Origin of the sequence: Egicoccus sp. AB-alg2 (assembly GCF_041821065.1) — a bacterium.
Lineage (GTDB): Bacteria > Actinomycetota > Nitriliruptoria > Nitriliruptorales > Nitriliruptoraceae > Egicoccus.
Genome location: NZ_JBGUAX010000002.1, coordinates 200,329 through 220,669 on the forward strand (window position 1 = coordinate 200,329; position 20,341 = coordinate 220,669).

Here is a 20,341-nt window from a genome sequence, read left to right on the forward strand (position 1 = left end):
GTCAGGCGACGTCGACGATGCGGCCCTCGACCTCCGTGCTGACCGGCGCGTCGAGGCCCTCGATGCGGTCGATCAGGTACGAGTCGAGCACCGGGCCGGCGTTGCCGTCGACCAGGACGTTCAGACCCTGGAACATGGTGAACCCGTCCCCACCGCCGAGGGTGAAGTCGTTGGTCGCCATGACGTAGGTCCGCGACGGGTCCAGCGGCGCACCGTTGATGGTCACCGTCTGCACCCGAGCGCCGGCAGCGAGGCTCGAGTCGTAGGTGAACTCGATGCCGCTGACCTGCAGGAACCGACCGTTGAGTCCAGGCGCTGCGGCGACCGAGTGTTCGAGCGCCTCGAGCAGCGTCGCACCCGAGATCTCGGCCACGACCAGGCGGTTGCCGAACGGGAAGATCTCCGCGATGTGGCGGCGCGTGATCTCACCGGCCGGGTAGACCTGGTTGCCCCGGATGCCACCGGAGTTGGTCACCGCGATGTCGATGTTGCTGACGTTCGGGCCGGTGTAGGCCCGCATCTGGTCGGTGAAGAAGTTCCCGGCCGCGTTCTCCTGGTTGCGCAGGTTCTCGTTGCGGGTGTCCCAGGCGACCGTCCGCTCGCCGATGACGACGTCGAGTTCGGCGGACAACCGCTCGTCGTAGTCGTCGACCACGTCCTGGATGGCCGGCAACGGCGTCAGGCCGCCGACGAGGTCGCGCAGCGCGTGCAGGGTGCGGGACGAGTCGCTCACCTCGCCGTCGGTCACCTCGAGGGTCACCTCGCCGAGGAACTCGTACTCGTCGCTCACCAGCGACACGATGGCGCCGCCCGGCTGGTCGGAGACGTAGAACTGCGGGTTGATCGCGCAGTGGTCACCGGCGTACAGGTGCACACCGAGGTCCAGGTCGGCGAGGGCCAGCGCGTCGGGTCCGCACAGGTGCGAGCTGACGACGATCAGGTCCGCCCCGGCCGCGCGCATCCGCGGCACGACGAACTCCAGCGCCTGCTGCGCCGGGACCTGCTCGGTGTCCGGGCCCATCGTGGTGATGCTGGCCATGCCCTCGGGAGCCAGACCGGTCACACCGACGTTCAGGCCGTCCACCTCGAAGACCAGGAACTCCTCGACGCCCAGGTCGGCACCGAAGACCTCGCAGGTGTCGACGTCGCGGACGTTGGCGGTGACGTACGGGAAGTCCGCGGCCTGGATGATCTCGCGCAGGTTGTCCGGGCCGTAGTCGAACTCGTGGTTGCCGAAGGTGTTGACGTCGACCGGCGCCTCGTTGAGGGCGTCGATCATGTGGATGCCCTTGGGCTCGAAGAGACCCGAGTACACCGACGGGGCGATGTCGTCACCGTTGGCCAGGAACAGCCCGGTGCCGTCGAGGTCATCGAGCCGCTGCTCGACGAGCGCGAAGTACCGGCCGATGTCGAGGTCGGTGCCGGACACGGTCTGCACGTACTTGCCGTGGAAGTGCGTGTCGTGCAGGAAGGTGACCTCGTTCACACCCTCGTGCTCGCCGTTCACGAGGTCGAGGAAGCGGATGACGACCGAAGCGGCCTGGTCACGGCGGGTGCTGTCGGCGGGCGCGAACCGGCCGTTGCGCTTGCCCTCCATGAGCTCGAGCTCGAAGGCGAGGTCGACGTTCTCCGCGTGGACGCCGGTCCTGACGTCCGGGAAGTGGCCGCGCTCCTCGGGCTCGAGGTCGTCGTCGACCAGCCACTCGACCGTGCGCACCAGCATCGAGGCGAGCTGGTCACGGCGGACGGGGCGGTTGGTGCGGAACTGGCCGTCCTCACGACCTTCCACGATGCCGGCCGCAGCCAGCCGGCGGATGTTGTCGGCGTGCACCACACCCTGGTCGGGGAAGGTCGGCGCGCCATCCAGCGACGGCAGCTCGATGTGTCCTGCCTCGAGCGTGCGGGCCAGCAACGACGCGACCTGTCCGCGGCGGATCGGCGCCGCCGGCGCGAAGGTGTTGGGGGCCGTACCCCGCACGATGCCGAGCAGCACGCCCAGCTCGATGTTGTCCTTGTGCACGTTGACGTCGGGGACGTCCCCGAACTCGGTGCCGGGCGCGCCCGGACAGGCCGCTCCCCGTGTGTCGGCGGCGGCGGTCGCCGCCCCGCTTTCCTGTTGCCCCGACGCGGGGACCACGGCCGTGCCCAGCACGAGCCCCGTCACCAACGTCGAGACGGCCAATCTGCGCATCATGCGCGCCACCTCTCCTCGTGGACGTTGCGGCCGTCACGGCCGCACCCCACCACGAAGCCAGAGGACGGGCGGGGCAGACCGGACCCTATGCCGCGACACCTCGACGGAGGACGTTCGTCCCGGAATCGTCGCCCACACGTAAGCGTTCGGGCGGTCCATGCACGCCCTTCGTGTCATCCCGGCGCATGCGGGAGACTGGCCGATGCTCACGAGCGAGCTACTCGGTGCAGGACCGACCCGTCGACGCACGGACTGACAGCGGTCGGCGTCAGCGGCGCGTCAGGAGGCGAGTACCGACGCGACCCGCTCGGCCCAGTCCGCCGGCCCGTCACCTTCGCCGACACCGTCGGCCGGCGGCGTCACCGTCCACAGGTGCCGGTCCGACTCGGACGCGCGGGCGGCGGCGTGACGATGCACCGCCCCACCGGGGTCGGCCACGACGACCATGCCGTCGCAGTCCTGCAGGCGCCCGTCGCCACCCTGCAGGTCCCACACGCCGACGGCGGCGGGACGGATCGCCGCTCGGAGGGCGGCGGCCAGACCGAAGGCCAGCCCCCCGCCGGCGCCCGCGCCCGGGCTCGCGCCCAGTCCGGGGCAGTCGAGGTCCCGTTCCACGACGGTGCGCCACGTCGCCAGCGCCGCGGTCGCCGCCGCTCGTTGCTCGTCGGCGACGACGACCTCGGCAGGCAGCGTCGCCGGGGCGCCGGTGAGGTCCGCCTCGGTGTCCGCCAGGACGACCACCTCGACGCCGTCGGGCACCTGGGCCCAGCCGCGCTCGACCCGGCGGATCCGGTGCAGATCCCCGCCCCCGATCTTCAGCCCCGAGCCGTCCTCGACGCGCAGGCGGAACCCGAGCCCGGTGAGCGCGCCCGCGCCCCCGTCGGCGGCCGCCAGGCCGGCCACACCGACCACCAGGCGTCGCGCGCCCGTGTCGAGCGCCGCCTGGACCAGTTCGCCGGCGCCGAACGAGGTCGTCAGCGTGAGGTCGGCCTGCCCGCCGGGCGCCAGCGAGGGGGCCGCCGCTCGGGCCGCCTCGATGATCGCCGTGCCGTCCGGGCGCAGCAGGAAGGCCGCCTCGACGGGATGCCCGTGTGGGCCCGCGACCTCCGTCGTGACCCAGGTGTCGCGGGCATCGCCGACGACGTCGAGGAGCCCCGGCCCACCGTCGGACAGCGGCAGCGCGGCCAGCGCGTCCTGCGGGCGGTGCTCGTGCCAGGCTCGCGCGACCTCCGCGGCGACTTGCGGCGCCGAGCGACCGTCGGCGCGCTCGGCAACGACGAGCACCCGCACGAGGCGTCCTTTCCGCGGTCTCTGGAGACGTCCGTGTCCCAGCGCTGGAGCCTAGGGGACGCGGTTCGCGTGGCCGTCGCGGCATGTTCCGGTACCCTGCCCAGTAATGGTCACCCTGACCACAACTGCCCGGGCCGTGCCGAAGCCCGCCCGAGGACGAGAGGACTCCCCCTTGAGCGCTGCCCGTCCTTCTGCCGCGCCCGCCCGCAACACGACCGACGTGCCCACCATCCCGCTGGGCTCGCCGCTGCTGCTGCTCGGCCGCGGCACGGACGGCAGCACCGAACGCGGCGTGGTCTGCCCGGGCGACCTGCCGGCACCCGACGACCCGTCGCTGCGGGACCGCGCCCGGCGCGCCAAGGCCGCGCTGGGTGAGCGCGTCATGATCCTGGGCCACCACTACCAGCGCGACCAGGTCATCGAGTTCGCCGACGCCCGGGGAGACTCCTTCGAGCTGTCCCGGCAGGCGTCGACGGCCGCCGCGCCCTACATCGTCTTCTGCGGCGTGCACTTCATGGCGGAGTCGGCCTCGATCCTGGGCCGCGACGACCAGACCGTGATCCTGCCGGACCTGGCGGCCGGCTGCTCCATGGCGGACATGGCCGAGCAGCACCAGCTCGTCGACGCCTGGGCGCGGCTGGAGCGCGCCGGCGTCGCCGGCGCGACGGTGCCGCTGACCTACATGAACTCGACCGCCGCGATCAAGTCGTTCTGTGGCGAGCACGGCGGCGCGATCTGCACGTCGTCCAACGCCCCCGCCGCGATGCGCTGGGCGTTCGAGCAGGCTCCGGAGACCGGCGGCAAGGTGCTCTTCCTGCCCGACCAGCACCTCGGACGCAACACCGCGGTGCTGTCGCTCGGGCTGTCGCTGGACGACTGCGTCGTCTACGACCCGTGGCAGCCCGACGGCGGGCTCACGGACCAGCAGCTTCGCGACGCGACGGTGATCCTGTGGAAGGGGCACTGCTCCGTCCACGCCCGCTTCCAGCCGCACATGGTCGATCGCGTCCGGGCCGAACTGCCCGGCGTCGAGGTGCTGGTGCACCCCGAGTGCCGCCACGAGGTGGTCCTGCACGCCGACCGGGTCGGCTCCACCGGGCAGATCATCCGCTGGGTCGACGAAGCCCCGGCCGGCGCGCGCATCGCCATCGCGACCGAACTCAACCTCGTCAAGCGGCTCGCGCAGGAGCACCCCGACAAGGAGGTCGTCTTCCTCGACGACACGGTCTGCTTCTGCGCGACGATGAACCGGATCGACCTCCCGCACCTGGTCTGGGTGCTGGAGGCACTGGTCGACGGCGAGGTCCTGAACGAGGTGCGCGTCGACCCGACGACCCGGCACTGGGCCCGCGTCGCCCTCGAGCGCATGCTGGCGCTGCCCGGCGACGGTGCCTCCCTGACCGCGACGGCCGCCGCCCCCGCCTGACCGGGCCGCGGCCACCAGCGGCGGATCCGCCGCACGGCCGCACCGCCCTCGAACGCCCCCCGCCACGACGCGGGGGGCGTTCGTCACTGTCGCGACGGCAGCTGCGGTGGTGAGCTTCGCGGTATTCGCCACTGCGGACCGAACCGGGCCGGCGCACGGAGCGTCCCACGGCCGGCCGGCAGGCCACGCGGCACCCGGAGTGGGGTCGTGTCAGACACGGATGCGGGAACGACCTCGCTGGTCGCGTCCTTCCCCGACGGCGCCGCCGCCCGCCGGGCCATCGAACGGCTGTCCCGCGCCGGTGTCGACGGGGCGGACATCCGCCTGCTCGGCGCCGTCGAGGTGGTGGCGGCCGGCCGCTACGGCGATCGCCAGACCGACCTCGGCAGCGCCCTGGCCGTGGGCCGGCGCGCCGTGCGTGGTGTGGTCCTGGGGCTCCCACCCGGCGCCGTGTTCGGCCTCGTGCTGCTCGCCGTGTACGGCGACCCCACCGGCTGGACGCTGTGCTGTGGCGCTGGCGGCGGCGCGGTGTTCGGCGCGAGTCTCGGACTCACGACCACGCTGATGGCCACCCCGACCATGGTGGCCGGCTGGGAGCGCACCTTCGCGCCGCTGGTCCCCGGCGGCGTCGCCGTCGGGGTGCAGTGCCGCGGGACGACACGGCTCGCCCGCGCTCGCTCGGCGCTGTCCCGCAGCGGCGCGCAGCGCGTCACCACGATCGACCACCTCGACGACTACCCGACCGGGCCGCTCGACGTCCACGCCCTGGACGTCCCGGCCGTGACCGGCGGTGGAGGAGCAGGCGAACGATGACCACCCAGGCACCGGCACCGCGGACCGTCTTCTCGCGCCCGACGAGGCTGACGGGCTGGAGCAGCTGGCTGACGACGACCGATCACAAGAAGATCGGCATCATGTACTTCGTGACCGTCCTGGTGTTCTTCTTCCTGGGCGGGCTCGAGGCGACCATCATCCGGCTGCAGCTGGCCCAGGCCGAGCAGACGCTGGTCACCGCCGAGGTCTACAACCAGCTGTTCACCATGCACGGCCTGACGATGGTCTTCCTGGTCGTGATGCCACTGTCGGCGGCGTTCTTCAACTACCTCATCCCGCTGCAGATCGGTGCCCGCGACGTCGCCTTCCCCCGGCTCAACGCGTTCAGCTACTGGATGTACGTCGTCGGCGGAGTGGTGTTGTACGCCAGCTTCTTCCTCGGCGGTGCCCCGAACGGAGGCTGGTTCGGGTACGCGCCGCTGTCGATCGACGACGTGTCGAACATGTCGTTCTACGCGGTCGGGCTGCAACTGCTGGGCGTCAGCTCGCTGGCCGCGGCGGTCAACTTCATCACCACCATCCTGAACATGCGCGCGCCGGGCATGACCTTCATGCGGCTGCCGATGTTCATCTGGATGTCGCTGGTCACGAACTTCCTGCTGCTGTTCGCGCTGCCGATCATCGCCGTGGCGCTGTTCATGCTGTACCTGGAGCTGGCCATCGGCGCGCAGTTCTTCAACCCGGCGACGGGGGGCGACCCGATCCTGTGGCAGCACCTGTTCTGGCTGTTCGGGCATCCCGAGGTCTACATCATGATCCTGCCCGCGATGGGCATGGTGTCCGAGATCCTGCCGGTGTTCAGCCGCAAGCCGCTGTTCGGCTACGCCGCCGTGGCCTTCGCCGGCGCCGCCATCGGTTTCATCGGCTTCGGGGTGTGGGCCCACCACATGTTCAGCTCGTCGGTCGGACCGGTCGCCCGTTCGGCGTTCGCGCTGTCGACGATGTTCATCGCCATCCCCACCGGCATCAAGATCTTCAACTGGGTGTTCACGATGTGGGGCGGCAAGCTGCGCTTCACGACGCCGATGCTGTTCGGGATCGGGTTCGTGTCGATGTTCACCATCGGCGGGCTGTCCGGCGTCACGCACTCGATCGTGCCCCACAACTGGCAGCAGACCGACACCTACTACGTCGTGGCCCACTTCCACTACGTGCTCTTCGGTGGCGCACTGTTCGGGCTGGTCGGTGGGATCTACTACTGGTTCCCGAAGGTCACCGGCCGGCTGATGTCCGAACGGCTCGGCAAGGCCCACTTCTGGACCTGGCTGCTGGGCTTCAACCTCACGTTCGGCCCGATGCACATGTCCGGCCTGCTGGGCCAGCCACGACGGACCGCCGTCCTGCCCGCGGAGCTCGGCGGCAGCGTGGAGTTCTACAACTTCCTCAGCACGGTCGGCGTCGGCGTGCTGGTCATCTCCTCGCTGATCTTCCTCTACAACCTCGTGGTGTCCGTGCGCCACGGTGTCGCGTCGGGCCCAGATCCCTGGGACGCGCGCACGCTGGAGTGGCTGTCCGCCGCCCCGCCGAAGCACCACAACTTCGACGTCATCCCCACGGTCAACCACCGCGACGAGTTCTGGCACCGCAAGTACGCCGAGGACGAGGCGGGCCGGCCGCTCGCGGTGCCCGCCGGTGCCAGCGTCGACGCCAGCGGCCACACCGAGGACGGCGACGGCCACGACGACCGCGGCGAGCACATCCACATGCCAGACCCGTCGTACTGGCCGTTGGTGGCCGCACTCGGGTTCCTGCCCCTCGGGTTCGGGCTGCTCGGCCCGACGCCGTGGCTCATCGCACTGGGTGTGGTGTGGGCGGTGATGGGCTTCTACGCCTGGGTCATCGAGCCGGTCGCCGAGGGCGACGACGACGACGAGCCCGGCCTGGACGTGGCCGCGCCGCGAGCGGGGGTGACCGCCCGGTGAGGGGCGGCGGCAACCGGCCGGTGCCGCCACCGCCTAGCGTCACGAACGCGGCGCCCGACCGTCCGGAGGGCGTCGACCGGGCCGCCGACCGGGGCGACGGCCCGCTCCCGGGCCGGGCGGCAGGAGGGGCCATGCTCGGCGCGGACGCGTGGGACGGGGCGCGTCGCCGCGTCCGGGACCTGGCCACGACGACCATGGCACGGCTCCCCCGCCGGGTGCGCGACCTCGCCGTCCGCATCGCCGACCGCGACCTGGTCCAGCAGGCCAGCAGCCTGGCGTTCTTCGGCCTCGTGTCGGCCCTGCCGCTGCTGCTGCTGGGGCTCGCCCTGGTCGAGGCGGTCGCCGGCGAGCAGGCGTTGACGACGTTCCTGGAGCAGGCCAGCAGTTCCGGACCCGAGGGCAGCCGCCAGTTCCTCGAGCAGCTCGCCGAGCACGGCGGTTCGTTCACGTTCGTGACGCTCGTGCTCACGCTGTGGCCCGCGACCGCCTACGGCGCCGGCCTCCGTCGCGCCCTGCTGCGGGCCAGCGGCGAGCAGGAGACGGCACCCGGTCTGCGCGGACGGCTGCGGGCGGTCGGGCTCGTGCTGCTGCTGCCCGTCCTGCTGCTCGCCGGCCTGCCGCTGGCGTTCGTGCTGACCGGTCTGTCCGGCGACGGCGTCCTGACCACGGTGCTGGGCTGGCTGCTCGCGCTGGCCGCCGCAACCGGGCTCGGCGGCGTGGCCACGACGGCGCTCTACCGCGCGTTCGCGCCGGGCGACCTCGGCTGGCGCGACACGCTCACCGGCGCGCTGTGGACCGCCGTGAGCACGGCGGTGTTCTCGGTGGCGTTCGTGATCTACCTCAACGTCGCAGAGACCGAGGAACGCTTCGGTGGCGGCACGATCGCCCTCGTCGTGCTGCTCGGCGTGTGGCTCTTCGTCGCGAACATGCTGCTGCTCGCGGGCTACCACGCGGTGCTGGCCCTGGACACCCGACGCGACCCGTCGGCCACGGCGTGAGTCACCCGGTCGGCAGAGGCTCGTGACCCAGATCGCGCAGGAGTTCGCGGGCCCGCTCCAGGTCGGCCTCCGCCACCGCGACGACGTGCCCCTCGACCCAGTCGATGGAGGGGTAGACCGACGCCGGGGCGGTCATCGCCTCGATGCCGTGCACCCGCAGCGTCGTCACCAGCAACTCGGCGGCCGGCTGCGAGCCGAGCGCCACGACCGGCCGGTGTTCCTGCCGCTGGACCTGCTCGTACACGTGCGTCCCCTTCGACACCGGACAGGGTACGACGGTCGATCCGGTCGGGTGATCGCGCGACGGACGAGCGTTTGCGCAGTAGCGTGCGCCGGTCGCCGCCGCCGTCGGGCCGCCGGGCGACAAGGAACGCGGGTGGAGTCGATCAGCCGGTACCGGCGAGCGCTGGAGGGCCTGCTGGGCGTGCCCGCCACCGAGGGCAACGTCGTCGAGGTCCTGCGCGACGGCGTGGAGATCTTCCCCTCCATGCTCGAGGCGATCGACGCCGCGGAGCGGACCGTCGACCTGCTCACGTTCGTGTACTGGCAGGGCGAGATCGCGGAACGCTTCGCCCGCTCCCTGTGCGACCGGGCCAAGGCCGGCGTGCGCTGCCGGGTCATCCTCGACTCCCTCGGCGCGAGGCACGTGCAGAACGACCTCGTCGAGGCCATGGAGGAGGCCGGCGTCCTGCTGCACTGGTTCCGGCCGTTGCTGCCCGGGTCGGACCCCGGTCACCGCACGCACCGCAAGGTGCTGATCTGCGACGAGCAGGTGGCCTTCACCGGCGGCATCGGCATCGCCGACGAATGGGACGGGTCCTCCGACGACGGCACCGGCTGGCGCGAGACGCAGATCCGCCTGCGCGGTCCCGTGGTCGACGGCCTGCGCGCCGCGTTCGTCGACGACTGGCTGGACGCCGATCACCTGCTCTTCGACGACCACGACCGCTTCCCCGACCAGCCGCAGGACGGCACCACCACCGCCATGGTGGTCCGGGGTGAGTCCGAGCACGGCTGGTCCGACGGTGCGCTGCTGCGGCGCGCGCTCCTGGACCTCGCGGAGCGGCGGGTCCGGATCACGACGGCGTACCTGGCGCCCGACCCGGCCATGATCGAGGCACTGACGCGTGCGGCCGGGCGGGGCGTGCAGGTCCAGATCCTCCACCCCGGGCCGCAGACGGACAAGGAGATCGCCCGCCTGGCCGCCGAGCACGTCTACGACGACCTGCTGGAGGGCGGCGTCGAGCTGCACGAGTTCCAGCCCACCATGCTGCACGCCAAGGTCCTGACCGTGGACGGCCTGCTCTCGGTCGTCGGCTCGTCGAACCTCAACACCCGTTCGCTGTCCCACGACGAGGAGGTGGACGTGGTCATGTTCGACGAGCAGATCACCGCGCAGCTGGACGCCCACACCGACCAGGACCTCGAGCGCTGCGAGCCGGTGGACCCGGAGAACTGGAACGACCGCTCCCCGGCGCGGTGGGCGCCGCAGAAGCTGGTCGGCCTCATCCAGCACTGGACCTGAGCGGCGTCACGCCTTCGGGTCGCGGTCCACGAACGGCGGGCGAACCACCTCGAACGGCACGGCGGTGCCGCGCACGTCGACCACGACCTCCGCACCGGGCTCCACCTCGGCGTCCAGCAGCGCCAGGCCGATCCCGATGCCCGCAGTCGGCGAGAACGACCCCGAGGTCACCCGACCCACCGCGCGGTCGCCGTCCAGCACCGTCATCCCGGCGCGCGGCGGTCGCCGCCCGCTGCCGCGGAGCCCCCACAGCCGCCGGGCGGGGCCGGCCGCCTTCGCCGCGACCAGCGCGTCCCGGCCGACGAAGTCGTCGCGGTCGAGCTTCACGGCCCAGCCCAGCCGGGCCTCGCCCGGCAGCACGTCGACGGACAGGTCGTTGCCGTGCAGCGGGTAGCCCATCTCCAGGCGCAGCGTGTCGCGCGCGCCCAGGCCGCAGGGGGTCGCCCCGGCGGTCAGCAGAGCGTCCCAGAGCCCTTCCGCACGGGCCGCCGGCACCAGCAGCTCGGCGCCGACCTCACCGGTGTAGCCGGTCCGGCAGACCAGCACCGGTGCATCGCCCATGGGCACCTCCAGGATGCCGAGGTGGGGCACGTCGGCCGGGTCGAGGTCGTTGCCGAGGGACTCGAATGCCACGCGGACGGCGTCCAGTGAGTCGGGTCCCTGCACGGCCAAGATCGCCCAGTCGGCGCTCTCGTCCGTGATCCGCACGTCCCGGTCCGCGCCGCGTTCGCGCAGGCGCTGCACGACGGCGGCGGTGTTGGCGGCGTTCGGGATCGCGAGCCACCGGTCGGCCGCCAAGCGGTAGACGATCAGGTCGTCGACGATGCCGCCGCGCTGGTCGCAGCACAGCGTGTACTGCGATGCGCCGTCGCCGAGCCGGCGGGGATCGTTGGTGAAGCTCGCCGCGACGGTGGGCTGTGCGTCCGGACCCTCGACCCAGACGGTGCCGAGGTGCGACACGTCGAAGACCCCGACCTCGCGGCGCACGGCCTCGTGCTCGGCGACGGTGCCCGCGAACTGCAGCGGCATGTCCCAGCCGGCGAACGGCGCCAGCTTCGCGCCGGCGGCGCGGTGGCGGGCGGTCAGCGGGGTCGGGCGGGGGTCGCTCATCCGGACTCCTGGCGGCGCAACTCGGGCCGGCCACCGTAGTCCGGCGGACGGTCGGTCGGTCGTCTGCAGGTCCCTGCCGGTGTCCGCTAGGTTCGGGCCCACGCGCGTGCCCGCGACGACGTCCCACGACGACGTCCCACGGGCGCCACCGGTCGCCACGCGACACGTGCTCGCGAGGTGTTCGAAGCTCCCACCCGGGGGGAGCCCGCCGCTTCTCCCGCCGCCCGTCCCTGCGGCACACCCCCGTCGCCGCGAACACGAGGAGACCCGTCACGTGGCCACTGAGGTCGAACTGCCCCAGCTGGGCGAGTCCGTGACCGAAGGTGTCATCACCGCCTGGCTCGTCGAGGTCGGTGACGAGATCCAGGTCGACCAGCCGATCGTGGAGATCTCCACCGACAAGGTCGACACGGAGATCCCCTCCCCCGTCGCCGGCACCGTCCAGGAACTGCGCGCCGAGGTGGACGACACCATCGAGGTCGGCCAGGTCATCGCCGTGATCGGCGAGGGCGCCGCCGCCGGTGGTGACGACGCGGGCGACCAGGACAGCGGTGAGCAGGCGTCGGACGACGAACGGGTCGCGCCGACCCCGGAACCCTCCGGCAGCGGGCAGGACGCCGCCGCCCAGGGCGCGCCCGCGTCCGGGGGTGCGGAGTACGTCGGCGGCGCCGAGGGCTCGCCGTCGGGCCCCACCGGCGGCGAGCAGCCGTCCGGGCAGCGGATCCAGCGTGGCGACGACCACGACTTCGACGTGATCGTGCTCGGTGGCGGCACCGGCGGCTACTCGACGGCCCTGCGCGCCGCGCAGCTCGGGCTGTCGGTCGCGCTGGTGGAGAAGGACAAGGTCGGCGGTACCTGCCTGCACTGGGGCTGCATCCCCACCAAGGCCGTCCTGCAGACCGCCGAGGTCGCGGAGTTCGCCCAGGAGGCGGCCGACTTCGGCGTGACGCTCGACTACCAGGGCATCGAGGTCAAGGCCCTCAACGAGCACAAGGACGCCGTGGTCGACAAGATGTGGCGTGGCCTGCAGGGCGCGCTGAAGGGCCGCCAGGTCGAGACGCTGCACGGCACCGGCAAGCTCACCGCCCAGGACACGGTCGAGGTGGCGCTCGACGAGGGCGACACCCGCACCATCAAGGCCCCGGCGATCGTGGTCGCGACCGGCTCGGCGCCGCGTGAGCTGCCGTTCGCCCCGTTCGACGGCAAGCGGATCATCTCCTCGGACCACGCGCTGCACCTGACGAAGCTGCCGAAGAAGGCCATCGTGCTGGGCTCGGGCGCCGTCGGCATGGAGTTCGCCACCGCCTGGAACGCCTTCGGCGTCGACGTCACGATCGTGGAACTGGAGAACCGCCTGCTCCCGCTCGAGGACGCCGACTCCTCCAAGGAGATCGAGCGGGCGTTCCGCAAGCGCGGGATCACCGCGCTGACCGGCGCCAAGCTCTCGGACGTGGAGACCACCTCGCGCACGGTCAAGTGCAAGGTGGAGACCAAGAAGGGCGTCGAGGAACTCAAGGCCGACCTGCTGCTGGTCGCCGTCGGCCGGCGCACGGTCACGGAGAACGCCGGGCTCGAGGACGTCGGCGTCAAGCTGGACGACCGCGGGTTCGTGGCCGTCGACGAGTACTGCCGCACCAGCGTGGACGGCATCTGGGCCGTGGGTGACGTCATCCCGACGCTCGGGCTCGCCCACGCGTCGTTCGCCGAGGGCTTCCTCGTCGCCGACCAGCTCGCGGGGCTCGAGGTGCTGCCGGTCGACTACAAGGGCGTGCCGCGGGTGACGTACTCGCACCCCGAGGTCGCATCGGTCGGCTACACCCAGCAGCAGGCCGAGGACGCGGGCTTCGAGGTCGTGACGGAGAAGTACCCGTTCCAGGCCCTCGGCCGGGCCGCCATGGCCAAGGCGACCGGCATGGTGAAGCTGATCGCGGAAAAGGACGACGACGCCGAGGGCGGCGCCGGCCGGGTCCTCGGCGTGCACATCGTCGGTCCGCGTGCGACCGACCTGATCGGCGAGGGCCAACTGATCTACAACTGGGAGGCGCTGCCCACCGACGTGGCGCACCTCATCCACGCACACCCGTCGTTCAGCGAGGCGATCGGCGAGGCGCACCTCGCGCTGGCCGGTCGCGCGCTCCACGGCTGACACCGATCGACCAACGTCCGCCGCCCACTGCGACGACGGCGGACCCCATACCGCACAGGAGAGCACCCGTGGCCGAGGTGGAGCTGCCCCAGCTGGGCGAGTCCGTCACCGAGGGCGTCATCACCGCCTGGCTGGTCGAGGTCGGCGACGAGGTCGACGTCGACCAGGCGATCGTGGAGATCTCGACCGACAAGGTCGACACGGAGATCCCCACGCCTGTGGCCGGCACCGTCCAGGAACTGCGGGCCGAGGTCGACGACACCATCGAGGTCGGGCAGGTCATCGCCGTGATCGGCGAGGGCGCGTCGACCGGTGGTGACGACGCCGGCGCGGACGACGCCGGCGAGGACACCGCGGAGGCCGAGGCTCCTTCGCCGGCCGAGGAGGCGGACGCCTCGGAGACGTCCGACGAGGACACCGCAGCAGACGAGTCGGCGCAGCCGGCCCCGGCGCAGGCCGCGCAGCCGGCCCCGTCCGCGCAGGGGGGCAACGGCGAGGTCCGCGGTGAGAAGGCGCTGACCTCGCCGCTGGTGCGCAAGCTGCTGCGCGAGGCCGGGCTCTCGACGAAGCAGGTGCGGGGATCCGGACCGGGCGGTCGCATCACCCGCGAAGATGCCGAGCGCGCCATCGCCAGCGGCGGTGAGGGGCAGCCCGCCGCCGGCCAGGCCGCGCCGGCCGACGGCCAGGCCGCGCCGCCGGCGGCGGCGCCGCAACCCGCTGCCGCACCGGTGCCGCCACCACCGCTGCCGGCCGCCGCACCCGGCCGCAAGCGTCCCGAGGCCTCGCCGCTGACGGTCGACTTCGGCGGCCAGCGCGAGGTCACCCAGGACCTGTCGCGGGTCCGCAAGGCGACCGCGAAGGCCATGATGACGGCGATGCAGACCACCGCGCAGCTGACGGCCGCGGTCGAGGTCGACGTCACCAACATCATGAACCTGCGCGCCGCCTACAAGGACGCGTTCAAGGCCAAGGAAGGCGTCAGCCTCTCCCCGCTGCCGATCATCTCGCGGGCGGTCTGCATGGTGCTGCCGCGCCACCCGGCGCTCAACAGCTCCATCGACACCGACGCCGGGACGGCCACGTTCCGCAACTACATCAACCTCGGCATGGCCGTGGACACCGAGGCCGGGCTGCTGGTCCCCAACATCAAGGACGCCCAGGACCTCACCGTCCCGGGGCTGGCCCGCCGCATCGGTGACATCGCCAGCCGGGCCCGCTCGAAGAAACTGCAGCCCGACGACATCCAGGGCGCGACGTTCACGATCACCAACACCGGCTCGCGCGGCACCCTGTGGGACACGCCGATCTTCACGCCGCCGCAGGTCGCCATCCTGGCCACCTGCGCGATCGAGAAGCGTGCGGTGGTGATCTCCGACCACTACGGCGACTCCATCGCGATCCGCTGGATGTCCTACCTGTGCCTGTCCTACGACCACCGGATGGTGGACGGCGCGGACACGGCCCGGTTCCTACAGGACCTCAAGTACACGCTCGAGACCCACGACTTCGCGTCGGAGCTCGGGCTCTAGGAGCCCTCGTGGACGACGTTCACGTCTCCCGGCGCCCCGCCCTCGACCCGCACGACCTGCGGGCCGACGGCGGGGCGCCGCTGTCGGTCGTGCGGCCCGGGACGGTCCCCTACCCGACGGCCTGGGACTGGCAACGCCGGCTCGCGAGCGCGCGGGCGGACGGTTCGCTGGCGCGCGACCTGGTGTTCCTGCTCGAGCACCCGCCGGTCTACACGCTGGGGCGGCGGGCGGACCGCTCCAACGTGCTGTTCGACGACGCCACGCTGCGGCAGCGCGGCATCGAGGTCGTGCCCGTCGACCGCGGCGGCGACGTGACCTATCACGGGCCCGGCCAGCTGGTCGGCTACCCGATCCTGCGACTGTCCGGCATGCGGGTGGTCGACTACGTCCGGGCCCTGGAGGAGATCCTCATCCGGGCGCTCGCCGACGTGGGCGTGACCGGCGAACGCTCGACGGGCTACACCGGCGTCTGGGTCGGCGATCAGAAGGTGGCCGCCATCGGGGTCCGGGTCTCCTCGGGCCGGGTGACCACCCACGGCTTCGCGCTGAACGTGCACCCCGACCTGGCGGACTTCACCGGCATCGTGCCGTGCGGCATCAGCGACCGCGGCGTGTGCTCGCTGGCCAGCCTCGGTGTCGACGTGACCGTCGCCGACATGGCAGACCGGGTCGAGGCGGCGATGGCCGAGGTGCTCGGCGCTACCCTCGAACCGGCGTCCCTGGACGCCCTTTCTCCCCTCTCGTCGAAGGTCGCCTCGTGACCGACCGTCCCGTCATCCCACCCGGCGCGAAGACGCTCGCCGTCCTCGGACGCGAGCAGATCCAGCGGGCCGGCGTGGTGCGCAAGACGATCGACACCTCCCTGCCCGGCGGGCGCAAGCCCGAGTGGCTGAAGGTCAAGGCCAGCTTCGGTGACAACTTCAAGGACGTCACCAAGCTCATGGAGGGCCTGGAGCTCAACACCGTCTGCGCCCAGGCGCGCTGCCCCAACATCTACGAGTGCTGGGAGATGCGCGAGGCGACGTTCCTGATCGGTGGTGAGGACTGCACCCGCCGCTGCGGGTTCTGCCAGATCAAGACCGGCAAGCCCAAGGGCTACGACGTCGACGAGCCCCGCCGCGTCGCCGAGGCGGTCCAGCACCTCGGCCTGCGGTTCGCGGTCGTCACCATGGTGGCCCGCGACGACCTCGACGACGGCGGCGCGTGGCTGGTGGCGGAGACCATCCGCCAGATCCGTGCCCGCACCCCCGACGTGGGGGTCGAGGTGCTGCCCAGCGACTTCGGCTACGGCCACGACCCGATGAAGGGCGCCGCCGCCCTCGAGCAGGTCGTCGACGCGGAGCCGGACGTCTTCGCGTTCAACCTGGAGACGACCCGCCGGCTCTTCCCGGTGATCCGGCCCGCGTTCGACTACGACCGCGGCCTGGCGTTCCTCGGGCTGGCGCGCGAGCGCTTCCCCGCCACCACCGCGGTCAAGTCGAACATCATCGCCGGCATGGGCGAGACCGACGACGAGATCCGCGAGTGCATGCGCGACCTGCGGGCCGTCGGCGTCAACACGCTCACCATCGGGCAGTACCTGCAGCCCTCCGCCCAGCACCTGCACCTCGACCGTTACGTCACGCCGGCGCAGTTCGCCGGCTTCCGGGAGTACGGCGAGCAGGAGCTCGGCTTCGACCACGTCGAGTCGGGCCCGATGGTGCGCTCGAGCTACCACGCCGGTCAGCAGGCGATGGACGCCAACGCCTGGGCGCCCTCCCCCGGCCAGCCCGGCGCGCCCCTCCCCGTCGTCTGACGCGGGCGGACGCAGCTCAGAGCCAGCCGCGTTCGCGCGCCAGGTTGGCGGCCTCGACCCGGTTGCGGGCGTGCAGCTTGGCGATGGCGCGGGACAGGTAGTTGCGCACGGTGCCGTCGGCGAGGTGCAGCGCCGCGGCGATCTCGCTGTTGGGCCGCCCGTCGCCGGCCAGGCGCAGCACGTCACGTTCCCGGTCGGTCAGCGGGTCCTGGGCGTCCCACACCGCCACGGCCAGTTGCGGATCGATCACCCGCTCCCCCGCCGCCACCTTGCGCAGTGCACCGACCAGGTCGGCGATGGGCGCGTCCTTGAGCACGTAGCCCATCACCCCTGCCTCCATGGCCCGCCGCAGGTAGCCCGATCGCGCGAACGTGGTGACGATCAGCACCCGGGTCGGGCTCCCGATCCGGCGCAGTTCGGCGGCGACGTCCAGGCCAGTGCGTCGCGGCATCTCGATGTCGGTCAGCAGCACGTCCGGCGCGTGCTCACGCACGGCGGTCAGCGCGGCCTCGCCGTCCGCGACCGTCGCCACCACCTCGACGTCGGGTTCGAGGTCCAGCAGCGACGCGAACGCGCCCAGGACCATCGCCTGGTCCTCGGCGAGAACGACCCGCAGCCGCGCGGCCGGCTCCGGCCGGACGGCGGCCGTCGGCGTCCCGGCCGTCATCCGGCGACGTCCTGCGGGACGGTGACGACCAGGCGCGTCCCGGCGCCCGCCTCACGCTGCACGCGGCCGCCGATCGCGGTCATCCGCTCGCGCATGCCCCGCAACCCGTTGCCGTCCTCGCCCGGCGCGCCGGTGCCGTCGTCGAGCACTTCGAGGCGCACCTCGCCGTCCTGTTCCGTGAGCCGGATCGCGCACCGGTGGGCCCCTGCGTGCCGCACGACGTTGGTGACGCCTTCGCGCAGGGCGAGGCCCAGAGCCTGCTCGACCGACGGTGCGAGCCGGACGTCTGGGTCCAGGTCGACGACCAGGTCGACACCGACCCGCTCGAGCGCCTGCCGTGCGACCTCCGCCTCCTCGTCCAGGACGATCTGTCTCCACCCGGCGAGGGTGTCGCGGATCTCTCCCAGGGCGGCCCGGCCGACCCGCTCGATCTCCGACGCCTCGACGGCGGCGCGCTCCGGGTCCGTCGCGGCGAGCCGCTGCACCAACTGGGCGCGCACCACGATGCTGGTCAACGAGTGGCCGGTCAGGTCGTGCAGGTCACGGGCGATGCGTTCGCGTTCGGTCGCGGTGGCCAGGTGCTCGATGCGGGCGTTCTCCACCCGGAGGCGGGCCGCCTCGACGTCGCGCTCGCGGTCCTCGATGCAGGCCATCCCGACGATCCACACGAGCACGACCACCGGCAGGAACGTCACCAGGCGGAAGATCACGTCGGCCGGACTGATCAGCGCGAGCACGATGCTCAGCAGGCTGAGCCCCGTCAGCCACCGCAGCGCCTGACGCCGTGGCCGCGTGCTGCCGGCCGCGGCGGCGGCGTACACCAGGAACACCGAGGCGCCCACGTTGATGGTGAGCAGCGTGACGGCGAATCCAGTGGCGATCGTGGGCAGCCACCGTTGCAGGCGGCCCGGTCGGCACGCCGCGCGCACGAACACCACGGCGAACGCGACCGCCGCCGTGCCGGCGAGCGCCCAGTGCCACCAGCGTGTCCCAGGATCGAACGCGGGCTGCCACGCCAGCGACAACAGGTACACGAGGTACCAGTAGTTGGAGGCGCTACGCCGTTGGCGCGGCTGCGGTGGGGGGCTGCTCATGGCTTCGCCGAACGATACGCCACCCCCGCCGCCACCGCGCCCAGCACCGTGAAGGCGACCAGCGGCCAGACGTGGCCCGACGCGGACCCGACATCGATCTGCGCCAGCGCGAGCTGCGACAGGTGGTAGGTCGGCAGGACCGGCGCCAGGTACTCGCCCACGAACGCCGGCAGCTGCTCCAGCGGGATCCACAGCCCCGAGGCGACCGCCGCCGGGATGTAGATCGCGTTCAGGATCGCGGTCGTGGCGTTGGGCGTCGCGAGGAAGCCGACCGCCAGCGCCACCAACGCGAACGGCCAGGCCGCGGCGACCAGGACCGCCGACAGCCGCAGCCACGTCCCTGCCGCCATGTCGAGCGAGCCGAGTGCCGCCGCCACGCCGGTCATCGCCAGCAGCACCCCCAGGGAGTACGGCATGGTGGCCAGCACCTTGGCCAGCAGGGTCACCGGCAGGGGCGTCGCCGTGACCCGCTTGTGCCGCAGCCATCCCCGCTCACGGTCGTCAGCGACCCCGATGCCGGGGTTGAGCAGCGTGACGCCCAGCACCCCGAAGGTGCCGAACGTGGCCAGCATGCGCGTACCGACCGTGACGCCGCCGGCCTCCTCGCCGCCGTAGAGGCCGGCGAAGAGGGCGAAGAACCCGACCGGCATCGCGATGGAGAAGAACAGGCCGGTCGGCTCGCGCAGGATGCTCAGCAGTTCGTCGCGGACCTCGACGCGCAGCAGCCGGGCGAGCTGACGGAGCTCGCTGCCCGTCCGCGGGCGGGCGGTGACGTGGGTGGCGGTCATGCGGGCGTCTCCTCGAGGTCCAGTTCGCGTGGGTTGTCGGTCGTGCCGGTGAGGTGGAGCAGGGCCTGCTCGAGGCTGGCGCCCTCGACGCGCAGGTCGCGCAGCCCGGGATCGGCCGCGAGGAGGTCCCGGACCAGGTCCTCCATGTCGGTGCCGGTCAGCCGCACGAGGTCACCGGTGTGTCGGACGTCGGTCACCCCGCGCAGGCTGCGCAGTCGTTCCGCGTCGAGGCTGGTCCGCGCGGTGACGGTGCGGTCGGGCAACAGGGCGGCCAGTTCGGCAGGCGCCCCCTCGCCGACGACCCGGCCGCCGCCGAGGACGACGACGCGGTCCGCGACCGCGGCGGCCTCCTCGACGAGGTGGGTGGTGACGAGGATCCCGGTGCCGCGGTCACGCCGTGACTGCAGGGTGCGCCAGAAGGCGCGACGCGCACACACGTCCAGACCGACGGTCGGCTCGTCGAGCAGCAGCAGGTCAGGGTCGGCGACCAGGCCCATCGCGAGCTGCAGACGTTGCTGCTGGCCGCCCGACAGCTTGCCGGCGCGCCGTCCGTGCAACCCGGTCAGCTCAACCTCCTCGAGGACCGCGTCGGCCGCGGACGCCGGCACGGCAGCGCGTACGGCGGCACCACGCACCAACTCGCCGACCGTAAGGGTCCGGGGGAAGCCGATCGACTGCTGCACCACCCCGAGTCGACGGCGGGTGGCGGCCCGCCGCGGGTCGCCGCCCGCTACGCGGACGCCACCGGCCTGCACGGCCAGCAGGCCGGTCGCCAGGCCGATCAGCGTCGTCTTGCCGGCGCCGTTTGGGCCGAGCAGCGCCACGCACTCGCCGGGTTGGACCCGCAGGTCGACGCCGTCGACCGCGAGCGTGGTGCCGTAGCGGTGCCGCGCGGCGGTGATGTCCAGGACGGGTTCCACGTCGGTGACTCCATTCGTTCCTCGTCGCTGAGGACCATCGCCGCTGGCGCGCGACGGCGGCAGTCGCCGTCGTCAGGTACCGGCCGTGACAACTGTCACACGG

17 protein-coding genes and 1 pseudogene are annotated in these 20,341 nt (G+C 72.4%); 10 read left to right on the top strand and 8 right to left on the bottom strand.

The window, feature by feature from the left end; genetic code table 11:
- Position 1: 1 nt before the first annotated feature.
- Positions 2–2,194 carry a 5'-nucleotidase C-terminal domain-containing protein gene (locus tag ACERM0_RS03615; RefSeq protein ID WP_373677149.1) on the bottom strand — a complete coding sequence of 731 codons (2,193 nt, stop codon included), beginning with the start codon at positions 2,192–2,194 and terminating at the stop codon, positions 2–4.
- Positions 2,195–2,473: 279 nt separating this feature from the next.
- Complete coding sequence (locus tag ACERM0_RS03620) at positions 2,474–3,484, bottom strand: glycerate kinase (protein ID WP_373677150.1); 1,011 nt, start codon at positions 3,482–3,484, stop codon at positions 2,474–2,476.
- A gap of 172 nt (positions 3,485–3,656) precedes the next feature.
- On the opposite strand from ACERM0_RS03620, the gene nadA reads away from it, so the two are divergent.
- The 4 genes from nadA to ACERM0_RS03640 all read left to right on the top strand — a co-directional run bounded on the left by nadA (position 3,657) and on the right by ACERM0_RS03640 (position 8,664).
- Positions 3,657–4,910 carry a quinolinate synthase NadA gene (gene nadA / locus ACERM0_RS03625; RefSeq protein WP_373677151.1) on the top strand — a complete coding sequence of 418 codons (1,254 nt, stop codon included), beginning with the start codon at positions 3,657–3,659 and terminating at the stop codon, positions 4,908–4,910.
- A 207-nt stretch (positions 4,911–5,117) separates the two neighbouring features.
- Entirely contained in the window at positions 5,118–5,723 is a 606-nt protein-coding gene (locus ACERM0_RS03630; protein WP_373677152.1) for a hypothetical protein, read from the top strand.
- Positions 5,720–7,666 carry a cytochrome c oxidase subunit I gene (gene ctaD, locus ACERM0_RS03635; RefSeq protein ID WP_373677153.1) on the top strand — a complete coding sequence of 649 codons (1,947 nt, stop codon included), beginning with the start codon at positions 5,720–5,722 and terminating at the stop codon, positions 7,664–7,666. Before ACERM0_RS03630 ends, ctaD begins: the two co-directional genes overlap by 4 nt.
- Before the next feature lie 131 nt (positions 7,667–7,797).
- Positions 7,798–8,664 carry a YhjD/YihY/BrkB family envelope integrity protein gene (locus tag ACERM0_RS03640; protein ID WP_373677154.1) on the top strand — a complete coding sequence of 289 codons (867 nt, stop codon included), beginning with the start codon at positions 7,798–7,800 and terminating at the stop codon, positions 8,662–8,664.
- A 1-nt stretch (position 8,665) separates the two neighbouring features.
- Here ACERM0_RS03640 and ACERM0_RS03645 read toward each other — a convergent pair whose 3' ends face one another.
- A complete protein-coding gene (locus ACERM0_RS03645; protein ID WP_373677155.1) occupies positions 8,666–8,926 on the bottom strand; it encodes a hypothetical protein in 261 nt (86 codons plus the stop codon).
- Between the two features lie 114 nt (positions 8,927–9,040).
- Here ACERM0_RS03645 and ACERM0_RS03650 point away from each other — a divergent pair, with 114 nt between their 5' ends.
- A complete protein-coding gene (locus ACERM0_RS03650; RefSeq protein WP_373677156.1) occupies positions 9,041–10,189 on the top strand; it encodes a phosphatidylserine/phosphatidylglycerophosphate/cardiolipin synthase family protein in 1,149 nt (382 codons plus the stop codon).
- Between the two features lie 6 nt (positions 10,190–10,195).
- Here ACERM0_RS03650 and gcvT read toward each other — a convergent pair whose 3' ends face one another.
- Positions 10,196–11,299, bottom strand: coding sequence for a glycine cleavage system aminomethyltransferase GcvT (gcvT, locus tag ACERM0_RS03655; protein WP_373677157.1), 1,104 nt, complete (start codon positions 11,297–11,299; stop codon positions 10,196–10,198).
- Between gcvT and ACERM0_RS03660 the strand changes: the two are divergent.
- The 5 genes and pseudogenes from ACERM0_RS03660 to lipA all read left to right on the top strand — a co-directional run.
- Positions 11,217–11,789 (top strand): annotated as a pseudogene (locus ACERM0_RS03660) (biotin/lipoyl-containing protein); the annotation flags it as partial. The gene gcvT and the pseudogene ACERM0_RS03660 overlap by 83 nt on opposite strands.
- Before the next feature lie 231 nt (positions 11,790–12,020).
- The gene (gene lpdA / locus ACERM0_RS03665) at positions 12,021–13,445 is read left to right on the top strand and encodes a dihydrolipoyl dehydrogenase (RefSeq protein WP_373677481.1); all 1,425 of its coding nucleotides are present in this window, start codon (positions 12,021–12,023) and stop codon (positions 13,443–13,445) included.
- A 5-nt stretch (positions 13,446–13,450) separates the two neighbouring features.
- On the top strand, positions 13,451–14,974 hold the full coding sequence (gene sucB, locus ACERM0_RS03670; protein WP_373677482.1) for a 2-oxoglutarate dehydrogenase, E2 component, dihydrolipoamide succinyltransferase: 1,524 nt from the start codon (positions 13,451–13,453) through the stop codon (positions 14,972–14,974).
- A gap of 80 nt (positions 14,975–15,054) precedes the next feature.
- Positions 15,055–15,735: a lipoyl(octanoyl) transferase LipB gene (lipB, locus tag ACERM0_RS03675; protein ID WP_373677483.1), complete on the top strand. Its 681-nt coding sequence runs from the start codon at positions 15,055–15,057 to the stop codon at positions 15,733–15,735.
- Positions 15,732–16,769, top strand: a complete 1,038-nt coding sequence (gene lipA / locus ACERM0_RS03680; protein WP_373677158.1) for a lipoyl synthase — start codon at positions 15,732–15,734, stop codon at positions 16,767–16,769. The genes lipB and lipA overlap by 4 nt, the downstream gene beginning before the upstream one ends.
- 16 nt (positions 16,770–16,785) lie before the next feature.
- On the opposite strand, the gene ACERM0_RS03685 is transcribed toward lipA, so the two are convergent.
- From ACERM0_RS03685 to ACERM0_RS03700, 4 genes are read right to left on the bottom strand one after another with little or no spacing between them, the layout of a single operon-like run.
- On the bottom strand, positions 16,786–17,436 hold the full coding sequence (locus ACERM0_RS03685) for a response regulator transcription factor (protein WP_373677159.1): 651 nt from the start codon (positions 17,434–17,436) through the stop codon (positions 16,786–16,788).
- Complete coding sequence (locus tag ACERM0_RS03690) at positions 17,433–18,530, bottom strand: sensor histidine kinase (protein WP_373677160.1); 1,098 nt, start codon at positions 18,528–18,530, stop codon at positions 17,433–17,435. The genes ACERM0_RS03685 and ACERM0_RS03690 overlap by 4 nt, the downstream gene beginning before the upstream one ends.
- Entirely contained in the window at positions 18,527–19,318 is a 792-nt protein-coding gene (locus ACERM0_RS03695; protein WP_373677161.1) for an ABC transporter permease, read from the bottom strand. The genes ACERM0_RS03690 and ACERM0_RS03695 overlap by 4 nt, the downstream gene beginning before the upstream one ends.
- Entirely contained in the window at positions 19,315–20,238 is a 924-nt protein-coding gene (locus ACERM0_RS03700; RefSeq protein ID WP_373677162.1) for an ABC transporter ATP-binding protein, read from the bottom strand. Before ACERM0_RS03700 ends, ACERM0_RS03695 begins: the two co-directional genes overlap by 4 nt.
- Positions 20,239–20,341 lie beyond the last annotated feature (103 nt).